General features: G+C 63.6%; 16 protein-coding genes. 14 read left to right on the top strand and 2 right to left on the bottom strand.

Annotated features, from left to right (window positions below; translation table 11 throughout):
* Positions 1–167 precede the first annotated feature (167 nt).
* The 13 genes from AC6UAL_RS08505 (at position 168) to AC6UAL_RS08445 (ending at position 18,916) form a co-directional block, all read left to right on the top strand.
* Entirely contained in the window at positions 168–1,175 is a 1,008-nt protein-coding gene (locus AC6UAL_RS08505) for a polyprenyl synthetase family protein (protein ID WP_500682950.1), read from the top strand.
* A 155-nt stretch (positions 1,176–1,330) separates the two neighbouring features.
* Positions 1,331–2,131 carry a serine O-acetyltransferase gene (cysE, locus tag AC6UAL_RS08500; RefSeq protein ID WP_500682949.1) on the top strand — a complete coding sequence of 267 codons (801 nt, stop codon included), beginning with the start codon at positions 1,331–1,333 and terminating at the stop codon, positions 2,129–2,131.
* Positions 2,132–2,249: 118 nt separating this feature from the next.
* Positions 2,250–3,824: an NAD(P)/FAD-dependent oxidoreductase gene (locus tag AC6UAL_RS08495; protein ID WP_500682948.1), complete on the top strand. Its 1,575-nt coding sequence runs from the start codon at positions 2,250–2,252 to the stop codon at positions 3,822–3,824.
* Positions 3,825–4,083: 259 nt separating this feature from the next.
* Positions 4,084–6,165: an MFS transporter gene (locus AC6UAL_RS08490; protein ID WP_500682947.1), complete on the top strand. Its 2,082-nt coding sequence runs from the start codon at positions 4,084–4,086 to the stop codon at positions 6,163–6,165.
* A gap of 716 nt (positions 6,166–6,881) precedes the next feature.
* A complete protein-coding gene (gene ahcY, locus AC6UAL_RS08485; RefSeq protein WP_500682946.1) occupies positions 6,882–8,294 on the top strand; it encodes an adenosylhomocysteinase in 1,413 nt (470 codons plus the stop codon).
* Complete coding sequence (locus tag AC6UAL_RS08480; RefSeq protein ID WP_500682945.1) at positions 8,294–9,520, top strand: bifunctional folylpolyglutamate synthase/dihydrofolate synthase; 1,227 nt, start codon at positions 8,294–8,296, stop codon at positions 9,518–9,520. Before ahcY ends, AC6UAL_RS08480 begins: the two co-directional genes overlap by 1 nt.
* 170 nt (positions 9,521–9,690) lie before the next feature.
* The gene (locus AC6UAL_RS08475) at positions 9,691–11,436 is read left to right on the top strand and encodes a tetratricopeptide repeat protein (RefSeq protein WP_500682944.1); all 1,746 of its coding nucleotides are present in this window, start codon (positions 9,691–9,693) and stop codon (positions 11,434–11,436) included.
* Positions 11,437–11,628: 192 nt separating this feature from the next.
* Positions 11,629–12,804 carry a Fic family protein gene (locus AC6UAL_RS08470; RefSeq protein WP_500682943.1) on the top strand — a complete coding sequence of 392 codons (1,176 nt, stop codon included), beginning with the start codon at positions 11,629–11,631 and terminating at the stop codon, positions 12,802–12,804.
* Between the two features lie 318 nt (positions 12,805–13,122).
* Positions 13,123–13,827 carry a phosphoribosylaminoimidazolesuccinocarboxamide synthase gene (purC, locus tag AC6UAL_RS08465; RefSeq protein WP_500682942.1) on the top strand — a complete coding sequence of 235 codons (705 nt, stop codon included), beginning with the start codon at positions 13,123–13,125 and terminating at the stop codon, positions 13,825–13,827.
* Positions 13,828–13,931: 104 nt separating this feature from the next.
* Positions 13,932–14,381, top strand: coding sequence for a hypothetical protein (locus tag AC6UAL_RS08460; protein ID WP_500682941.1), 450 nt, complete (start codon positions 13,932–13,934; stop codon positions 14,379–14,381).
* A 44-nt stretch (positions 14,382–14,425) separates the two neighbouring features.
* On the top strand, positions 14,426–16,819 hold the full coding sequence (gene purL, locus AC6UAL_RS08455; protein WP_500682940.1) for a phosphoribosylformylglycinamidine synthase subunit PurL: 2,394 nt from the start codon (positions 14,426–14,428) through the stop codon (positions 16,817–16,819).
* 26 nt (positions 16,820–16,845) lie between these two features.
* Positions 16,846–17,550, top strand: a complete 705-nt coding sequence (locus AC6UAL_RS08450; RefSeq protein WP_500682939.1) for a phosphoribosylformylglycinamidine synthase subunit PurQ — start codon at positions 16,846–16,848, stop codon at positions 17,548–17,550.
* Positions 17,551–17,851: 301 nt separating this feature from the next.
* A complete protein-coding gene (locus AC6UAL_RS08445; protein ID WP_500682938.1) occupies positions 17,852–18,916 on the top strand; it encodes a M42 family metallopeptidase in 1,065 nt (354 codons plus the stop codon).
* Between the two features lie 161 nt (positions 18,917–19,077).
* Here the strand turns inward: AC6UAL_RS08445 and AC6UAL_RS08440 are convergent, their stop codons facing one another.
* Positions 19,078–19,287, bottom strand: coding sequence for a hypothetical protein (locus tag AC6UAL_RS08440; protein ID WP_500682937.1), 210 nt, complete (start codon positions 19,285–19,287; stop codon positions 19,078–19,080).
* Between AC6UAL_RS08440 and AC6UAL_RS08435 the strand changes: the two genes are divergently transcribed.
* A complete protein-coding gene (locus AC6UAL_RS08435) occupies positions 19,270–19,551 on the top strand; it encodes a hypothetical protein (protein WP_500682951.1) in 282 nt (93 codons plus the stop codon). The two genes, AC6UAL_RS08440 and AC6UAL_RS08435, sit on opposite strands and share 18 nt — an antisense overlap.
* Here the strand turns inward: AC6UAL_RS08435 and AC6UAL_RS08430 are convergent.
* Positions 19,490–20,923, bottom strand: coding sequence for a glycosyltransferase family 39 protein (locus tag AC6UAL_RS08430; protein WP_500682936.1), 1,434 nt, complete (start codon positions 20,921–20,923; stop codon positions 19,490–19,492). The genes AC6UAL_RS08435 and AC6UAL_RS08430 overlap by 62 nt on opposite strands.
* Positions 20,924–21,198: the final 275 nt, after the last annotated feature.

The following is a 21,198-nucleotide window of genomic DNA, read 5'->3' as shown; positions in this document are numbered from 1 at the left end:
TGCCCTCTCCTTGCCCGACACCCCGCATGATTACTGCATCCCTTTTCCCCCCTGCTCAAACTTTGGGACAGGTGTGGAGGAAAGCGGCGCAGCTCAATTAAGAGTTGCCAAACAGGGTTAATTTTGCTAAGATTGCCGCCGCATCGACCTCTTCGGATTTCTGAGCCATGAGTTTCCAGTTCTTCAGCAAACTGCGTCACCGCCGCGATCATATTCGACTCGTCAAGGCGGAGCTGCAGAAAGTGCGCGACGTCATGGCCGAGCAGACCGAGCAGTTTGAGCCCTACGTGCGCGACTACATGCGCCGCATCTGCCGGGCGCGCGGCAAGATGATCCGTCCGGGTCTTGTCTTGCTCACGGCGGCAGCGACCGGCGGCATCAAGCGCGAGCACATCATCTTCGGCGCTATCATGGAGATGATTCACATGGCCTCGCTCATTCACGACGACGTGCTCGACAAGGCCGATACGCGCCGCGACCAGCCCACGCCGAATGCCCTCTGGGGCAACGAACTGGCGGTCTTGCTGGGCGATACGCTGCTCTCGCAGGCCATGGTCATGGGCTCCGAGATCTCGGACGGGCGCTTCTGCCGCCGCATGGCCCTGGCCGTGCGCGACCTCTGCCAAGGCGAGGTGGAGCAATCGAGCCGCCTCTGGGATGTCGAGATGACGCGCGATGACTACTACGAGCTCATCCGCCGCAAGACGGCCACGCTTTTCGCCGTCTCTATGGCCGGGGCGGCCTATCTGCAGGGGCTCGATGAAGAGATGATCGAGCATCTCAACCGCATGGGCATGCTGCTGGGCATCTCTTACCAGATCTACGATGACTGCCTCGACCTCACGGGGCAGGATGAAGAGGCCGGCAAGACGCTCGGAACGGACAATGAGAAGGGCAAGCTCACGCTGCCCGTCTTCTTCCTGATGGAGTCCGACCAAGAGGACGTCGCCGCCTACGTGCGCGACTGCATCGAGCAGCGCCGGGAAATCGACTTCAACCGCCTGCGCAAGACCGAGGCCTTCCGCGAGGCCATTCGCCGATCGGTCGACGAGGGTATCTCGCGCAACGAAGAAGCCCGCGAGGTGCTCTGGCTGCTGCCCGAATCTCAGGCCCGCGAAGCGCTCACCGAGATGACCTACCGCCTCGATGACATGCTGCGCGAATGTTGTCTCTGAGGCCTCTGCCTGCCGCCGGGTGAGCTGCCCGCGGGCGGCGGACGAAAGCGTCCGCTCCGACCCTCCGCTCCCCCCCCTTTCCGCCGGCCGTCGCGCCCCCACCTCTCTCTTTTCCCCCGCACATCATCATGGATTGCCTGCTCAGACCCGAGAAAATGCAAGCGACAAACCCGGATGCCGCCGAAAGCGTCTGGGCGGAGATACGCCGCGTTGCCGAGCGCGCCGAAGAAAGTGAACCGAAGCTCTTCAGCCTCCTGGACGACATCGTGCTGAGCCGCAGCAGCCTCGGCAACGCCGTCTCCGTGCGCCTGGCGCGCAAACTCTCGCGGCGCGACATGGGGCGCGATGACATCGAGCCGCTCATCCGCACCCTGCTCAAGCAAAACCCCGACATCGTCGCCGGCATGGCCGAAGACCTGCAGGCCGTCGTCGACCGCGACGCCGCCTGCCACAACCCCCTCGAACCCCTCCTCTTCTTCAAAGGCTTCCACGCCCTCGCCACCTACCGCGTCGCGCACCGCCTCTGGCTCGACGGCCGCCGCCTGCTCGCCCTCTACTTCCAGAGCGTCGGCAGCGAAGTCTTCGGCATCGACATCCACCCCGCCGCGCAGATCGGCTGCGGCATCCTGCTCGACCACGGCACCGGCTTCGTCGTCGGTGAGACCGCCATCATCGAAAATAAAGTCTCCATGCTGCACGAAGTCACCCTCGGCGGCACCGGCAAAGAGAAGGGCGGAGCCCGCCACCCCGTCGTGCGCAGCGGCGTGCTCATCGGGGCGGGTGCCAAAGTACTCGGCCGCATCGAAATCGGCGAATGCGCTAAAATCGCCGCTTCATCCGTCGTGCTCGACAACGTGCGGCCGCACACCACCGTCGCCGGCGTGCCGGCCGTCGAGGTCGGCTCCTCGGGCAACGATTCGCCCGCCCTCTGCATGCAGCAAAACATCCGCTGCTGATCATCCCCTCTCGCCTCCCGACTCTCGTTTCCCGCGTCTCTCCCCCCGTTTCCCGTCTTCCGTTTCTCCTCTCCCGTTTTTCCCCCTCCCGACTTCCGCCGGCCGCCGCGCCACGCCCATGCTCACCGAAATCGATATCCGCCTGCCTCTCAAACAGAGCCTGCGCGACGACGCCCGCCGCAAGGCCGTCGCGCAGAAACTCGGCATCTCCCCCAAGCGCGTGCAGGGCCTGCGCCTCGTCAAGGAAAGCATCGACGCCCGCCGCCGGCCCATCTGCAAACAACTGCGCGTCCTCGCCGCCATCGACGAAGAGCTCCCCGCCGCCGCTCCCGTGCAGCGCTGCTACGCCCCCCTGCCGGCCCATGCCCGCCGCGTCATCATCGTCGGCAGCGGCCCCGGCGGCCTCTTTGCCGCCCTGCGCTGCCTCGAACTCGGCCTGCGCCCCATCGTGCTGGAGCGCGGCAAGGACGTCTCGGCCAGGCGCTTCGACCTCAAGCCCGTCAACTGCGAAGGGCGCGTCGTCGAAGACTCCAACTACTGCTTCGGCGAAGGCGGCGCCGGCACCTTCTCCGACGGCAAACTCTTCACCCGCGCCACCAAGAGAGGCCCCGTGAGCGAAATCTACGAAACCTTCGTCGCCCACGGTGCCGACCCCGCCATCCTCACCGACGCGCACCCGCACATCGGCTCCAACCGCCTGCCCAACATCATCAAAGCCATGCGCGAAAGCATCCTCGGCGCAGGCGGCGAAGTGCACTTCCGCAGCCGGGTCGACGGCCTGCTGCGCAGCGCCGACGGCCGCCGCCTGCTGGGCGTGCGCTGCGCGAACGGGCAGGAGTACAGCGGAGACGCCGTCATCCTCGCCACCGGGCACAGCGCCCGAGACATCTACCGCCTGCTGCAGCGCGAAGGCCTGCTGCTGGAGCGCAAAGCCTTCGCCGTCGGCGTGCGCATCGAGCACCCCCAGAGCCTCATCGACCGCGCCCAATACCACCTGCGCCCCGGCGAAGCCCGCCCCGAAGCCCTGCCTGCCGCCCGCTACACCCTCGCCACCAAAATCGACGGGCGCGGCGTGCACTCCTTCTGCATGTGCCCGGGCGGCTTCATCGTGCCCGCCGCCACCGAAAACGACGAAGTCGTCGTCAACGGCATGAGCCTCTCGCGGCGCAACTCCCCCTTCGCCAACTCCGGCTTCGTCGTCACCGTCGAACCCGAAGACACCGACCTCTACCTGCCCGAATACGGAGCCCTCGCCGGCATCGTCTGGCAGAAAGAGCTTGAAATCGCCACCGCCAACGCCGGCGGCGGCCGGCAGAAAGCCCCCGCGCAACTCGCCGTCGACTTCCTCGCCAAGCGCCTCAGCCGCAGCCTGCCGCGCAGCAGCTACCACCCCGGCCTGAGCGCTTGGGATCTCAACGCCCTGCTGCCCGACGGCATCGCGCGGCGCATGGCCGAGGGCCTGCGCCTCTTCGAGCGCAAACTGCACGGCTTCGCCGGCGAAGAAGCCCTGCTCATCGGCTGCGAAACCCGCACCAGCTCCCCCGTCCGCATCCCCCGCGACGAGCACAGCTTCCAGCACCCGCAACTCAGCGGACTTTACCCCTGCGGCGAAGGCGCGGGCTATGCCGGCGGCATCGTCTCGGCCGCCCTCGACGGCCGGCACTGCGCCGAAGCCGTCGCCGCCGCCCTCTGAGAACAGTCTCAGCCGGAGCTTCCCCGGCCGGAGCAGCCCGGGCTCTCCCCCGCCGCAGCCCCGCATCAGCCGAGCGCCGCAGGAAAGTCAGAGCAGGGGAGCGAAAGCGAAGGGGAATGCGAGAAGGGAAATCCCCGAGCAAAAGAGCCGGCGGAGGGGCGGAGCGGCGGAAGCGCCGCAAAAAAAAACGCCTCTCAGCCGCTCAAACTCGGGCTTTTGAGTTGAACTGCCCGCCGCGCATGCTATAATCAGCCCAACTATGAGTACTGACGCTACCAAAACCGAGCTTCCCGCCTCGGTGAAACGCTATGCCATGTACCTGATGTTCATGGCCGGTCTCGGCGGTCTTCTCTACGGCGTAGACGTCGGCATCATCGCCGCCGCCCTGCCGTACATCGAAGCAACCTCCGACTACACGCCCCAGCAACTCTCCATTGTTGTGGCGGCGGTGCTTCTCGGCTCCGTTCTCTCCTCACTCTTCGCCGGCATGCTGGCAGAGTGGCTCGGGCGCAAGAAGGTCATCATCATCTCGGCCTTCCTCTTCACCCTGAGTATCCCCGTCATCTGCACCTCGGCGAGCTTCGAGGCCCTCATGGCCGGTCGAATCCTCCAAGGCGCCTCCGCCGGCCTCATCGGCGTGGTCGTGCCGATGTATTTGGCCGAATGCCTTGATGCCAGCTCGCGCGGCAAGGGCACGGGCATGTTCCAGTTCCTGCTGACAATCGGCCTTGTCTTCGCGGCCCTCATCGGCCTTGTCACCACCAAGATTGTCGGTGCGGCTGATGACGTCACCATCGAAACCGTCTCCAAAGCGAACGCTTGGAAGACCATCTTCTGGTGCTCGTCCCTTCCCGGCATCATCCTCTTCCTCGGTGCCTTCCGCCTCAAGGAATCCCCGCGCTGGCTCTACCGCCGCGGCCGCAAGGAAGAAGCCCTCAGCTCTCTGGCCGCCAACAACGGCGATGAAGCCGCCAGCGAGATTCTCGATGAAATGATCGCTGCGGACAAAGCTGAAGCCGAAAACAAGGCCGCTGCCAAAGAAGCCGCCAAGGGCGACTCGCTCCTCCAGCGCAAATACGTCATCCCCTTCATCCTCGCCGTCGTCGTGCTCGCCTGCACGCAGGCCACGGGCATCAACTCCGTGCTCAACTACTCCGTCAAGGTCTTCCAGCAGGCGGGTCTCCAAGGTGAGCAGGCCAACTACGCCGACCTCGCCATCAAGGTGGTCAACATGCTCATGACCATCGTCGCCGTCTCGCTGGTCGACAAGAAAGGCCGCAAGTTCCTGCTCATGGTCGGCACGCTCGGCATCATCGTCGGCCTCGTCGGCGTCGGCCTCATGTTCAGCATGCTTGAGAACAAGCGCGTGGACGTCACCGAATACGCCAAGAGCCTCGTCCGTGACAACGCCGTCCTGAAGCTCTCGACCGAAGACGCCGTCAAGTGGGCGCGCGACAACAAAGCCGAAGGCTGGGATGACGCCTTCGTGCAGGGCGAATCCGTCGCCCCGGGCATGCAGCTCATCGTCACCTACCACCAGGGTGATGACAGCAACCAAGTCGTCGCCGAGCACTTCGACCGCGCCGCCGCCATGAAGAGCGTCAACGAAGCCCTCGCCAACCCCGCTGACGCCTACGCCGACGGAGCCATGGCCCCCGTCGACGTCGCCGCTGCCCGCGCGGACTTCATGAAGAACCTCGACAAGAAGGCCGAAGCCTCTGCCCGCCTCTCCGACAAGATCCGCAGCGGCCGGGTCGCCCTCCGCGACGGCATCGGCGAAGAGGATAAAGAAGCCATCATCAAAGAGCTTCAGCGCTTGGAGAAGAACTCCGACCGCGCCATCATCGACCCCGGCTTCGTCGGCCGCGCCACCTTCCTGGACAAGCTCTGCTTCTGGAGCGACATCCAAGAGCCCGGCACCCTCAAGGAGCTCGAAATCGTCCGCGCTGAAATCGGCATGAAGCCCGGTGCCGTCACCGGCTGGGCCGTCACCGCCTTCTTCATCATCTTCATCGCCTTCTACGCCGCCGGCCCGGGCGTCTGCGTCTGGCTGGCGCTCTCCGAGCTCATGCCCAACCGCATCCGCGCCAACGGCATGGCCATCGCCCTGCTGATCAACCAAGGCGTCTCGACGACCATCGCCGGCGTCTTCCTGCCCTGGGTGGGCGCCTGCGGCTACTCCAGCGTCTTCTTCACGCTGGCCGGCTTCACGGTCATCTACTTCATCACCGCCGCCTTCTTCCTGCCGGAAACCAAGGGACGCACGCTCGAAGAAATCGAGCAGTACTTCACCACCGGCAAGATGCCCAAGAGCAAAGACGAAGAAGAGGCCAAGGCCTGACGGTTCGGCAGACCTCAGGCGGCCTCACGGACCCGATCTCACGGCCGGCACCCGCAGCAAGCGGGTGCCGGTTTTTTGCCCCTGCATTCAAACGCAGGTATTGACATGCAGACATATTGTGATACTCTCAACGGCGTATGAGTGGGACCTGCAATCCTCACCGGTTGCAGGCGGTGCCCGGGGCATCGCATAATCCACATAGCCCTGAGCTTGTCTCAGGGCTTTTTTATGTTGAAGGAGAAGGCCATGAACCATGACAAGTCGTACCGCTGTTTTGATGAACAAGCTCGACCATAACCCTGCAGAAAATCAATAAAACCTACACCGATAGCCATTCGGAATGCGCCATACACCACCGTACCCTCAAGCACATTGCCGATGTTGAACATCTAGCTGTTTGGGTATTCGTCGAGTTCTGCACATTCGGCAATCTGACAGCGCCGGAGCAAGTTTCCCGAACTTCTGACAGGTGCGGAAAAGACAGCCGCAGTACTGTGTGTGTGCGCTTGGCTCCTGCGTACCATTGCGCCGAAGAGCCGTTGGTGCGAACGAGTCAAAAATGTTTTTGATCGCATGAGCGAATATCCGAATCTCTGCCGTGACATGGGGTTCGGGACCGCTGCTTGGAAGCTGCACCCGCTCCGGCAGGCGCATTGACGGCATCACCGTGAGGAAAACGCATTGACGGCAGCCGAAAAACAGCGTATGCTCAGCACATGGACGCAACGACAGCATACAAGGTGGCCGACATGAGCCTCAAGGACTGGGGACGCAAAGAAATCACCATCTCCGAATACGAAATGCCCGGCCTCATGGCCTGCCGTGAAAAATACGGTCCGCAGAAGCCTCTGGCCGGCGTTCGCATCACCGGCTCGCTGCACATGACCATTCAGACCGCCGTGCTCATCGAGACCCTCGTCGCGCTCGGCGCCGACGTGCGCTGGGCCAGCTGCAACATCTTCTCCACCCAAGACCACGCCGCCGCCGCCATCGCCGCCACAGGCGTGCCCGTCTTTGCGCGCAAAGGCGAAAGCCTCGAGGAGTACTGGGAGTACACCTGGCAGGCCCTCAGCCACCGCGACGGCCTCGGCCCGCAGCTCATCGTCGATGACGGCGGAGACGCCACCCTGCTGATTCACAAAGGTTACGAAATGGAAGCCGGCGACAACTGGGTCAACGAGCCCGCCGAGAGCGAAGAAGAGCGCGTCATCAAAGCCCTGCTGCGCCGCATCGCCGCCGAGCAGCCCGGCGTCTTCCACCGCTGGGTGCCCGACATCGTCGGCGTCTCCGAAGAAACCACCACCGGCGTCCATCGCCTCTACAGGATGGAGCGCGAGGGCAGCCTCCTCTTCCCGGCCATCAACGTCAACGACTCCGTCACCAAGAGCAAGTTTGACAACCTCTACGGCTGCCGCGAGAGCCTCACCGACGGCATCAAGCGCGCCACCGACGTCATGATCGCCGGCAAAGTCGCCGTCATCTGCGGCTACGGCGACGTCGGCAAAGGCTGCGCCCAGGCCCTGCGCGGCCTCGGCGCCCAAGTCATCGTCACCGAAGTCGACCCCATCTGCGCTCTTCAGGCCGCCATGGAAGGCTACCGCGTGCTCACCGTCGAAGACACCCTCGGCACGGCCGACATCTACGTCACCACCACCGGCAACTGCGACATCATCACCCTGGAGCACATGGAAGCCATGAAAGACCAAGCCATCGTCTGCAACATCGGCCACTTCGACAACGAAATCCAAGTGGCGCGCCTGCAGGCCCGCGAAGGCATCGTGCGCACCAACATCAAACCGCAGGTCGACAAATACAGCTTCCCCGACGGCCACAGCCTCTACCTGCTGGCGGAAGGGCGCCTCGTCAACCTCGGCTGCGCCACGGGCCACGCCTCCTTCGTCATGAGCAACAGCTTCACCAACCAAGTCCTCGCCCAGATCGCCCTCTGGCAGGATCGCGGCAAGCGCCCGGCCGGCGTCGAAGTGCTGCCCAAAATCCTCGACGAAGAAGTCGCCCGCCTACACCTCGGCAAACTCGGCGTTCACCTCACCACTCTCACGCAGAAGCAGGCCGACTACATCGGTGTTCCCGTCGAAGGCCCCTTCAAGAGCGACGCCTACCGCTACTGATGAGCGAGCCGACCGACAGCGCAAGCGCCTGCCGCGAAGCCCTCGACTGGCTCTACGGCACCCAGATGTTCGGCATCAAGCTCGGGCTTGAGGGCATCACGCGGCTGCTCGGCGACTGCGGGGTGCTGCATCCGCGTGCGCAAGTCATCCACGTCGCGGGCACCAACGGCAAAGGCTCCACCTGCGCCTTTGCCGAATCCGTCGCCCGCGCCGCCGGCTACGGCACCGGGCTCTTCACCTCGCCGCATCTCGTGCGCTTCAACGAGCGCATCCGCGTCAACGGCGAAGAAATCCCCGATGCCGACCTCGCCCGCCTCATCGGGCAGCTGCGGCGCAGGGTCGAGGGCCGGGAGACCATGCCCACCTTCTTTGAGCTCACGCTCGCCATCGCCCTGATGTATTTTGCCGAGCGCGAGGTCGACCTCATCATCCTCGAAACGGGCATGGGCGGGCGCCTCGACGCCACCAACGCCGTCCCCAAAGACGTCGCCGTGATCGCGCCCATCGGCCTCGACCACCGCCAATACCTCGGCGACACCCTCTACGAAATCGCCGGCGAAAAAGCCGCCATCATCGCCCCGCATCGCCCCGCCGTCTCCGCCCCCCAGCAGCCCGACGCCAAACGCGCCATCGACGAAGCCGCCGCGCGCGCACGGACCGAGTGCCGCATCATCGACGAGACCTGCGAGCTTCCCCTCGGCCTGCGCGGCAGCCACCAAAAGAGCAACGCCGCCCTCGCCCTGGCCGCCCTGCGCTCTCTGCCCGGGTTCTCGGCGAGCGACGCAGCCGTCGCCCGCGGGCTGGCCGAAGTGCGCTGGCCCGGCCGCTTTGAAGAAATCGCCCCCGGCGTCATCATGGACGGCGCCCACAACCCCCCGGCCATGCGCGTGCTGGTGCAAAGCTGGCGAGAAGCCTTCGGCGAGCGCCGCGCCCGCTGCATCTTTGCGGGCTCGGCCGACAAGGACCTCGACAGCGTGCTGAGCATCCTCTCGCCCATCGTCTCCGGCTGGGTGCTGCCCCCCGTGCAATCCCCCCGCATCCTGCCCGCGAGCGAACTTGCCGCCAAAGTGCGCGCCTGCAGCAGCGCCCCCCTCAGCTGCCCGGCCACCCTCAGCGACGCCTTGCGCGATTTGCCGAGCGGCACCCTCATCTGCGGCTCCTTCTTTTTGCTGGGCGAAGCCAAAGCCCTGCTGGCCTCGGCCGACTACCGCCGCAGCGCCCAGTGAGCCGGCCCCGAGCCCGCCGCCGCAGGCGGGGCAGGGAAGAGCCGCAGGCGGGGCAGGGGAGAGACGTTCGCGCGGGGCAGGGGAGAGCAATCCGCGCGGCCGCAGACACAATGCCGCGTTGACAAAGCGCGTTTGATATGGTAGTTATCCCGAAAGAACTTCCTCGGCACATGATAAAAAACGCAGCCAAACTTCTGTCGACTCTGGCTCTTGCCCTCGCCGCCAACACAAGCCTCGCAGACGAAAGCGAGCAAGCCCGCAGCCTCTGCGAACAGGCTCAGCACTACATGGAGGGCAGCCACGGCTGCAAACTGAGCATCTCGAAAGCCGTCGAACACTACCGCCGCGCCGTTGAGGCCGGCAGCGCCGAAGCCGCTTATCAGCTCGCCCTGCTGAGTCTGGAGGGCATCGGCGTTGAGCTCGACGTCGATGCCGCCAACAAACTGCTGGCTCAGGCAGCCGACGCCGGCCACCCCAGGGCTCTCTACGAACTGGCCAGAAGCTACGCAAACGCCCGCGGCTTCATGCGCGACAGCACCCGAGCCAACGAGTATTATCGCCTTGCGGCCGAGGCCGGCTATGCTCCCGCCCAGTATCAGTACGGCATCAACCTCTTCAGCGGCAACGGATGCCCGACGGACGTTCCCGCCGCGATGACCTGGATCGGCAAGGCGGCCGACGCCGGCGAAGCCCTGGCCTGCTGCTCCTTGGCCAAAGCCTACTACAGCGGCATCGGCGGCCTCGCCCAAGATCGCGTCAAGGCCCTTTCCCTCTTCAAGTACGCCGCCGAGAAGGGCGTTGCCGATGCCCAGTACTTCTGCTGCCTCTACCTGCTGGAGGGCCGTCATGTGGCCAAAGACGAACAAGAGGCCCTGCGCTGGCTGAAAGCCGCCGCCTCCCGCAAGATGCCCGATGCGCTCTATTTGCTGGGGCGCTGCTACATCAAGGGCGCCGGCGTTAGCCAAGACCCCGACACCGGCCTCTATTACCTGACTCAGGCCGCGGAGAAAAATCACGCGCGCGCCTGCTTTGATCTCTTTGAAATCTACCGCGACGGCCTCGCCGATATCAAGGCAGACGCCGCCAAGGCGCAAGCCTACCTCGGCGAAGCCGTCAACCGAGGCGTTCCCGAGGCTCTGGTCGTCCACGCCGAGAAAATGCTCAACAACCCGCTTCAGCGCGAAGAGGGGCTGAGCATCCTGCGCCACGCCGCCGCGGCCGGCTACCTGCCCGCCATGGATCGCCTCGGCTGCGAACTGCTCGAGCGTGTCGGCGAGGCGGACAAGCAGTCCGAGGGCCTCTATTGGCTCCAAACGGCCGCGGACAAAAACTACGTGCCCGCCATACTCAGCCTCGCCGATGCCTGGCTCAACGGCAAGGGATGCAGCGGCAGAGAAAGCGACGGCTACGCCCTCCTCGAGGCCCTCGCCCAAAGCGGTCAGCCGGATGCCTGCTTCGCCCGCGCCTGCTGCAAGCTGCGCGGCACCGGCACGGCACAGGACATTCAGGGCTTTCTGACCGCCATCGAAGAACTCGATCGCGCCGGCTACGCCAAAGCCAGCTTCGTGCTCGCCCAGCTCGCCCTGAGCGGTCAGTTTGTGCCGCAGGATGAGGCTCGCGGCTTCGAGCTGCTCCGCAAGGCCTCGGCCGCCGGCAGTGAGGCCGCTGCCATCATGCTGGCCGAATGCCTCGCGAAGGGCGTCGGCTGCGAAGCTGACCCCGAAGAAGCCGCCCGCCTGCTGCAAAGCCTCGGCCTCAAGCAGCTCCCCGATGTCACGCCCGAGCTGCCGGAACTGCCCGAAACTCCCGAGCCCGCCGTTGAGCCTGCTGCCGTGCCCGCTCCCGCAGGCGACTCCGCTCCCGCCGCAGGGCCCGCTGAGACGACGGACTCCGCCGCCTCCGCCTCGGCCGCCTGAGCTCACCCCGACTCCGCCGCTTCTGCTCGCCTCGGGCGCTTGTGTTCACTCCGACTCGGGCGCCGCTCCGTCGGCCTTCCCCTGCGGGCCGTGCTGTGCCCCGCCGCGGCTCCCGCCCCCTTCCGCCGCCGCGCGCTGCGAGCGGCGGCGCGCCTCGCGTTTGTGAATCACGGATGAGTCACAAAAAACGTTGTGAATCAAAATCAGCTGTTTTTGATTCACAAGCTGGACATCGAAGCCGCGCGGGTGTATCATAGACACATGCCCTATATTCTGGAGAATCTGCCGACGCGCCCCTTGGACATGTCAAGCCTGCTCGCCCCCCTCGGGCGAGCCAATCGAGCACTGGCACGCTACGCCGGCAATCTCGAGTTTCTCCGCAATCCGGATTTACTGCTCTCACCCTTTCTGCTTCAGGACTGCGTGCTCTCCTCGCGCATCGAGGGCACCCAGACGACGCTGGATGACGTTTTGGCCTACGAGGCAGGCAGCACCGAGGGGCCGACGGCCGATAGCCAAGAGGTCATCAACTACCGCGAGGCCCTGCGCTACGGCGCCCATTCCCTGCAGCACCGCGAGCTGAGTTTCGGCCTGCTGCGCGAGATGCACGCTCTGCTGCTCAGAGGCGTGCGCGGAGAAAGCAAGGATCCCGGGCAGGTGCGGCGCACGCAGAATTGGATCGGGGCTCGCGGATGCAGCATGGAGACTGCCAGTTATGTTCCGCCTGCACCCGAGACGCTGTCGGCTTACTTGGATAACTGGGATGCGTACCTCCGCACGGAGGATGCTGATCCGCTGATTCAAGTCTGCATTCTGCATGCGCAGTTTGAGATGATCCATCCCTTTCTCGACGGCAACGGCCGTATCGGCCGACTCATGATTCCCCTCTTTCTCAACCAGCGGCGCATCCTTCACCGCCCGGTCTTTTACCTGAGCGAATACCTCGAGAAAAACCGAGACCGATACATGGGATGCCTCGCCGACATTGAGCGCCGAGACGGCTGGGAGGCTTGGATACTCTTCATGCTCAACGCCATTGCTGAGCAGGCAAGCGTCAATACCGAGCGTGCCCACCGCCTCCACGAGTATCACGAGCAGTGCTCGGCCGATTTCCGCCGCCTGCTCAACTCGCCCTACAGCCAAGCGCTGCTCGACGCCATCTTCGCACACCCGATCTTCAACCGCAGTCAGATTCGCGAAGCCGTGCCCGATATCTCGGCTCCCACGCTTCAGAGAGCCCTCAACTCCCTCTGCCAAGAGAAAATCATCAGCCTGCATCGCGACAGCAGCGGTCGGCGCCCCGCCCTCTACGCCATGCGCCGCCTGCTCGACATCGCTTCCGGCAGAGAAGACGCCCTCGATCTTTGAACGGCGCTGCAGCTCCCGCCCCCTTCCGCCGCCGCGCGCTGCGAGCGGCGCCGCGGCTCGCGTTTGTGAATCACGGATGAGTCACAAAAAACGTTGTGAATCAAAATCAGCTGTTTTTGATTCACAAAATCCGCCTAGGCGAGCCCTCGGATCGAGCCCCGCAGCTTCGCAGGCCGCAGCGCCCGCCCCCGCTGCCCTCCCGCGAGAGCCGTTCGCCGCGCGAAAAGCCGGCTGCGCCCTCCTCTTCGGACTTGACAAGAACGAGCTACCGAGTATAGTATCCGAGGGGACACATCACCACCCCCCCCGAGACACATCATGGAACCCATTTACGAAGGCAAAGCCAAGAGGCTGTTCACGACCGAGGATCCGAACGTCCTGCGCATGGAGTTCAAGGATTCCGCCACCGCATTCAACGGAGTCAAGAAGGAGGACTTCGCGAACAAGGGCCGCATGAACAAGGCCATCACCCTCATCATCTACCGCATGCTTGAGGACAGGGGCGTCAAGACGCACCTCGTCGACGACGTGGATGACATCAACCTGCTCGTCCGCAAAGTCTCCATCATGCCGCTCGAGGTGATCGTGCGCAACGTCGCCGCGGGTTCCTTCTCGAAGCGCATGGGCATCAAGGAAGGCACGCCCTTCAAGAAGCCCATCGTCGAGTTCTCGTACAAGGACGACGCGCTCAACGACCCCTTCATCAACGATGACTACGCCCGCGAAGTCGGCGCCGCCACCGAAGAGGAATGCGCCTACATCAAGAAGATGGCGCTGCTCATCAACGAAACGCTCAAGGAATTCTTCCTGAAGGCCAACCTGCGCCTCATCGACTTCAAGATCGAGTTCGGCCGCTTGGCCACCGACCCGACCGCCATCGTGCTCGCCGACGAAATCTCGCCGGACACCTGCCGCCTCTGGGACGTCACCACCGGCAAGAAGATGGACAAGGACCGCTTCCGCCAGGGCCTCGGCGAGTTCATGGAATCCTACGCCGAAGTGCTCAGCCGCCTGCAGAAGTAAAACGCTCAGCAGATGGCCACCGCGCATCCTCGTGCCACGCGCTCCCGCAAGCGGCGGGAGAAGAGCGACACAGGGCTGCCGGTGGCCTTTTTCACAGAGAACCTATGGCCACACTGACCCTCGAAGTATTCAGCCGCTTTCAGAGCGCGACCGATGCCAACAAGCTGCTCTACACGCCCATTGACGACCGGCTGACCTACAACCACACGCGCCTCTACACCGTCGAGTGCGAAGGCGACCTCGACGCCGCGCGCGACTACATGCGCCGCGTGCTCGTCGACCCCATCTCGCAGAAAGTCGAAGAAGGCGGTGCGCCCGCGCTCAGCGGCGAGCTCTTCCGCATCTCCTACGGCATCAAGAAAGGTGCCCTCGATCTGGAGAAAGAAGCCATCCTCGCCAACTACCGAGGCCGCAAGGGACTGCCCTTCCGCATCACCAACCTCACCATCACGCAGAACATCTACATCTTCGGCAACGGAGACAAAGCCGCGCTGGCCGCGCGCTTCTGCAAAGACGTCTGCAACCCCGCCATCCACACCTGGAGCGTCCGTTAAAGCGCCCCGCCAACGGAACCCCTCACAAGACGACACCCCTCCCCATGGCCACCTACCGCACCATACCCGTACGCGAGCTCACCGAGGCTGAACTCACCCGCCTCAGCCAAGACATGAAGCTCTCGCTGTCGACGGAAGACATGCTCGTCGTGCAGCAGATCTTCTGCGAGATCGGCCGCGAGCCCACGGACGTCGAGCTCGAAGTCATCGCACAGACCTGGTCCGAGCACTGCAAACACCGCATCTTCGCCGCCACCATCCGGCACAGCGTCAACGGTGAAACCGAAGAGATCCGCAGCATGTACAAGACCTTCATCCAGCGGCCCTCCAAGGACATCATGGCGAAGAAGCCCGGCTTCGTCCTCAGCGCCTTCGTCGACAACGCCGGCTTCATCAAACTCGACGACAACCTCTCCGTCTGCCTCAAAGCCGAAACGCACAACCACCCCAGCGCCATCGAGCCCTACGCCGGCGCCAACACGGGCCTGGGCGGCGTCATCCGAGACATCCTCGGCGCCGGCAAAGGCGCCAAGCCCATCGCCAACCTCGACGTCTTCTGCTTCGGCGCGCCCGACACCCCGCAGAGCATGGTCGAAGGCCACAACATCATCCACCCGCTGGGCATCATGCGCGGCGTCGTGCACGGCGTGCGCGACTACGGCAACCGCATGGGCATCCCCACCACCAGCGGCGCCATCCAGTTTGACCCCACCTACATCTACAACCCCCTCGTCTTCTGCGGCACCGCCGGCGTCATCCCCCGGAGCGACATCGCCAAAGAGATGAAACCCGGCCTCGCCGTCGTGGTGATCGGCGGCCGCACCGGCAAAGACGGCCTGCACGGCGCCACCTTCTCCTCGGCCGCCATGGGCGAATCCTCGCACGAAGAAGACCAGCAAGCCGTCCAGATCGGCAACCCCATCGAAGAGAAAAAGACCCTCGACGTCATCCTCGAAGCCCGCGAGCGCGGCCTCATCGAGTTTGTCACCGACTGCGGCGCAGGCGGCTTCTCCTCGGCTGCGGGCGAAATGCTCTCCGAGACCGGCGGCAACCTCTACCTCGAGCGCGCCCCGCTCAAAGAGACCCACATGCTCTCCTGGCAGATCTTCCTGTCCGAATCGCAGGAGCGCATGGTGCTCGCCGTCAAGCCCGAAAACCTCGATGAACTCAAGAGCCTCTGCGACACCTTCCAGACCGAGATGACCGTGCTGGGCGAGTCGAATGACTCGGGCGTGCTGCGCGTCTGGCACAACGGAGAACTCGTCTGCGAGCTCGACAACTCGAAACTCCACGACGCGCCCACCAAGCAGCTCGAATCCGTCTTCACCCCCTCGCCGGCCCTCACCGGCCTCGCGCTCGACGACAGCGACCTGACGGGCGACCTCAAGCAACTCTTCGGCGACTTCGCCATCGTCTCGCGCGAACCCATCATCCGCGAATACGACCACGAAGTGCAGGGCAACACCGTGCTCAAACCCCTCGCCGGCGCCGTCGGCGACGCCCCGCAGGACGCCTCCGTCATCGACATCGACGGCTCGGAAAAACTCATGTCGCTCGCGCTGGCCATCCTGCCCGAATGGGGCAAGACCGACCCCTACGCCATGGGCACCGGCACCGTCGATGAAACCGTGCGCCAGCTCGTGCTCGCCGGCACCAACCCCGACAAAATCGCCCTGCTCGACAACTTCTGCATGGGCAACCCCGAATGCCCGACCGAGCTCGGCCGCATCGTCGAATGCGCCAAAGGCATCCGCGAAGCCGCCCTCGCCTACGGCGCCCCCTACGTCTCCGGCAAAGACAGCTTCTACAACTACTTTGAGACGGAAGACGGCCCGGTGAACATCCCCGTCACCTTCCTGTGCTCGGGCTTCGGCGTCGTTGAAGACTACGAGCACGTGCGCGGCATGTCGCTGCGCCGCAACAACAGCGTCCTCTTCATCGTCGGCAACACCGAAGACGAAATGGGCGGCAGCGTCTACGCCCGCATCAAAGGCATCGCCGACGCCAAAGTCCCGCAGACCGACTGCGCCAAGAACTACGAGACCTACAAGCGCTACTACGAGAAGGCGCTCACGCAGGGCCTCGTGCTCTCCGCGCACGACCTCTCCGAAGGCGGCCTCGCCGTCGCCGCCGCCGAAATGGCCTTCTCGGGCCAAGGCGGCATCAGCATCGACCTGGACAAACTGCCCACCGAAGGCGGCTGGAACAACCTCGCCGTACCCTGCTTCAGCGAGAGCACCGGGCGCTTCCTCGTCGAAGTCGACGAAGACCTCGCCAACGAGTTTGAAGCCGCCATGGCCGGCAGCCCCTGCGCACGCATCGGCCGCTCCGACGCCGGCAGCAAGCTGAGCATCCTCGCGGGCGGCAAAGAAGTCATCAGCGCGGAGATCGCCGAGCTCAAACACATCTGGAAGAACGGCCTCACCCCCTTCTATTGAAGAACCCCACACGCAACAACCCAACCATGCCACACGCCTTACTCCTCAAGTACCCCGGCACCAACTGCGACGTGGAAACCGAGCGCGCCCTCATGGCCGCCGGCTTCTCGACCCAGGTGCAGCCCATCGCCACCGCCCGCCCCGAGCACGTGGCCAAGGCCCAGCTCGTGGTGTTCTCCGGCGGCTTCTCCTACGGCGACTACGTCATGAGCGGCCGCCTTGCACAGCTCGAAACCGAGCGCATCCTCGGCGACGCCCTGCAGAAGCACCATGCCGACGGCGGCTTCCTCTTCGGCATCTGCAACGGCTTCCAAATCCTCACCAAGCTGGGCATCCTGCCCAAAGCCTCGCTCATCCTCAACAAATCCGAGCGCTTTGAGTGCATGTGGGACAAACTCGTGAAGGTCGCCCCTTCGCCCTTCACCGCCTGCCTGCCCGACGAGTTCGAGCTGCCCTCGGCCCACGCCGAAGGCCGCCTCGTCTGCGAGCCCGGCGACGCTCAGAAATACCTCGACAACGGCTGCGTCGCCCTGCAATACGCCGACAACCACAACGGCTCCGAGCTGCGCATCGCCGGCCTGCAAGACCCCACCGGCCGCGCCATGGGCCTCATGCCGCACCCCGAGCGCTTCCTGCGCCCGCGCCACCACTACGACCCCGACTGGAGCGGCGACTCCGAATGGGGCTGGGGCTACTACTTCTTCAAGGGCGCCTACGACGCGCTCAAGTAAGCCCGGCAGCAGGGAGGGCCCGGCAGAGCGCTCGCGGCACCGTGCTCGAGCGCCCCGCGGCAAACCCGCACCGCTGCGCTAAACCAAGGCGGGCGGCTTCGGATCATCCGAAGCCGCCCGCCTTCTCCGTCGCTCTCTGTAGCGAGATTGGCTCGGGAGCGGGCAGAGAGACTATCATCTTCACCATCAGACAACGCCGAGCCGGCGGATTCCCCGAGCGCGATGAAGCGCCGTACGCGCATCCTCAGTACCGGCGGCATTTGAGCTTGCCGTCCGCCCGGCAGAATGCTAAGCTGTCGGCATGATCAACGCCGATCTCCTTGCCCGCTGCAGCAACGCGGGCGCCCCTTCCGGTTTTGAAGCCCCCGTCCGCCGCATCATTCGCGACGAGTTGCAGAGCTGCTGCTCGAGCATCTCGCGCATGCCCTCGGGCAACCTCATCTGCCGCAGCGGTGCGGGCGGCCCCGCCGTCGCTCTGCTCGCGCATATGGATGAAGTCGGCTTCATGGTGCAGAGCATCACCGCCGACGGCTTCCTGCTCCTCGTGCCCATCGGCGGCTGGTGGAACCACACCCTGCCGTCCCAGCGCGTCATCGTCCACACCCGCGACGGCCGCCGCATTCCCGGCCAGCTCGGCACCAAGCCGCCGCACCTGCTGCCCGAAAGCCAGCGCCACCAAGTCATGCCCACCGAAGCACTCTGCGTCGATCTGGGTGCCTCCTGTGCAGACGAAGTGCGCGCGCTGGGTATCCGCACGGGCTGCGCCGTCACGCCCGACGTCAGCCTTCAGCCCCTCGCCGTCGAGCACCGCTGGATGGGCAAAGCCTTTGACAACCGCGCCGGTGTCTACTGCATGATTGAAGCCATGAAGCGGCTGGCAGCGGAACAACTCCCGCTCGACCTGCTCGGCATCGGCACCGTGCAGGAGGAAGTCGGCACGCGCGGAGCCCGAGCGCTGGAAGTGCAGCCCGAGCTCGCCGTCATCCTCGAAGGGCCTCCCGCAGACGACACCTACGGGCAGAGCAGCACCGCGCGCCAGGGTGAGCTCGGGCGCGGGGTGCAGGTTCGCCTCTACGACCCCACGCACATCACCCCGCCGGCTCTGGCCGACCTCGTTCTGCGCCTCGCCGACGAGCAAAACATCCCCTGCCGGCCCGCCGTGCGCCGCACGGGCGGCACGGATGCCGCCGCGAGCTACCCCAACTGGCACGGCGTGCCCGCCATCGTGCTCGGCGTGCCCGTGCGCTACATCCACTCGCACAACGGCATCCTCGATGACCGCGATCTCGCGGCCTGCATCGACCTCAGCTGCGCGCTGCTGCGCCACGTCGCCGCACACGGTCTTGCCGAGCTCTTCGAGGACTGAGGAGGGCGTTGCAATCGCTGTACCGATGGGGTAGACCAAGCGCCCCCGCGGATGAACGCGGCGGGGGCGCTTGGCCTTGCCGGCGGGCGGAGCCGCGCGGCGGGGAGGTCTCGGGGCTGCGCTCGGGGCGGCGGAGCCCCGAGGCGCGTTCGGGAAAAAACTCAGCCGAGGGACCGGACGGTGTTGACGATGTTTTCGACGTTCATGCCGAGCTCCGAGAGCACCTGGGCGCTTCCTCGTCGAAGTCGACGAAGACCTCGCTCATGAGTGGCCGCCTCGCGCAGCTCGAAACCGAGCGCATCCTCGGCGACGCCCTGTAGAAGCACCATGCCGACGGCAGCTTCCTCTTCGGCATCCGCAACGGTTTCCAAATCCTCACCAAGCCGGGCATCCTACCCAAAGTCTCGCTCATCCTCAACAAGTCCGAGCGCTTTGAGTGCATGCGGGACAAACTCGTGAAGGTCGCCCCTTCGCCCTTCACCGCCTGCCTGCCCGGCGAGTTCGAGCTGCCCTCGGCTCACGCTGAGGCGTGTGAAAGCTTTTCTTCACATAATCGTATGAATGCCACGCGTTTTATCTCTCTTGGTCTGCTTGCAGGCTATACAAATAAAAATCGCGGTACATTGATAATTTAGCTCCCATGGGAAGGAGAGGCTGATGCCTGATGGCCGAGAGCTGTGACAAGTCTTCTCCATTCTCTTTGCAATCAACGTACAGAACACTTTGATGGCGTTTTATGAGAGACATTAAATCCTCTTCCGTTGACAGATGATGGATGCGCGCGTGTGCGTGGCATGCCATGTCATACCAAGCTGCCTGAAAGTCTCCCGTTCCCTTATAAACATACACCGGCCTGTTTAGCACGAAAGCGAGGGGAACCGCTAGGGATTTGGTTGGAGTGACAATGACTTCCGCCCGGCTTTGATCCGCGTACCGGATCAACTCGTTTGCCCCTGTTGCCCACTCGCTTTGTGAACAGTGGTACGCTTTCACTTGCACCAATGCGGAAATGAAAATCAAGCAGGCTAAAAGGGGTTGAATGAGGTTTCGCGCTGTGATCTTTGAGTAAAGAAGTAACCCTAACCACGTGCATGCTATTCCGGGAACCAAGGATCTCGAGTGAAAAGCGGGAGACGTCGTGAACGTTATGACAAGTCCAACGATGAGGAGGAAAGGATAGATACTCAATCCACACAGAGAGTGAGCAAGGCTCACCGGCGTTGTATTTGACCTCCTGTACAAATATCCTGAAAGAATGCACAAGAGTCCGCAGGCGTAAACGATGAGGCTGAAATTCGGAGAAAGAATTTGTCTGAATCCGTATGGGAGCAACAGGTAGTATTCCACGACTTCTCTTATTGTAGGTTGGGGAATCCAAAAACCGTGAGTTACGTACGCTGTTTGCCGGAGTAAAATTCCCAGCCACGGAAGATAGGAGACAATCGCGAACAAGCACGAGCCGACCCACCAATAAAGGGATTTCCTGTTTCGACTTCGAATGCTGCACCACCCGCAGAAGAGGTAAATCGGCATTACGGCAACACAGGCATACGTGTGGGTATAGGCCGAGGCCACACCGGATAACGCAAACAGGAGCCAATATCCCCATTTATTGGTTTGCAGTGCCTTGAAAGAAAAAATATAGCAGGCGAGAACGAAGAACATGGCCCACGAGTACATGCGGATTTCCATCCCGATTTCCAAGGCCAGCGGGGCAGTGATGATACTAAGCGCACCCAAGCCCGCTACATACCAACCCCAAGTTTTTCGTACTACGGTGAGACAGAGGCAGACAGCCAATACGAAGGGGATTAATGACATGATCTTGCAGGCCTGCACAATCGTGAGAGCCGGGCAGAATGAGAGGATGAGATCGCTTCCCGCCTTGAGTATGATGTAGTACAGAGGTGGGTGGACATCCGCTGCTGTTATTTTAATAAGCTCTTCATAACCCGTCTGGATGATGAAAATGGAAGCGGATGAGTCATACTGAATGGCAGGGCTCATGCAATGATAGCACATAAGAGCCAAGCACCCTATGCTCAGAAGGACACAAAATCCGGCAAAAATCCTACTTTGAATAATAGATATAATGCGTTGGAGTAACTCTCGGGATGGTTCCTCCCAGATACTAGTCAGCAGAGCTATTATTTTTTTTCTCATTTTGAGCATCAGAATTCTTGTGAGCGTCAAATTTCTTTCCCTCCGGCAAACCAGTGCCGGAGGACGTAGTAGATCAGGCATTGCCGCGCGTTGGCCAGTGCCTTGGGCGAGACGCGCGG

The organism is Candidatus Parakkermansia intestinigallinarum (assembly GCF_944389695.1).
Classification (GTDB): Bacteria; Verrucomicrobiota; Verrucomicrobiia; order Verrucomicrobiales; family Akkermansiaceae; genus Akkermansia; species Akkermansia intestinigallinarum.
This window is presented reverse-complemented; position numbering and strand designations above follow the sequence as displayed.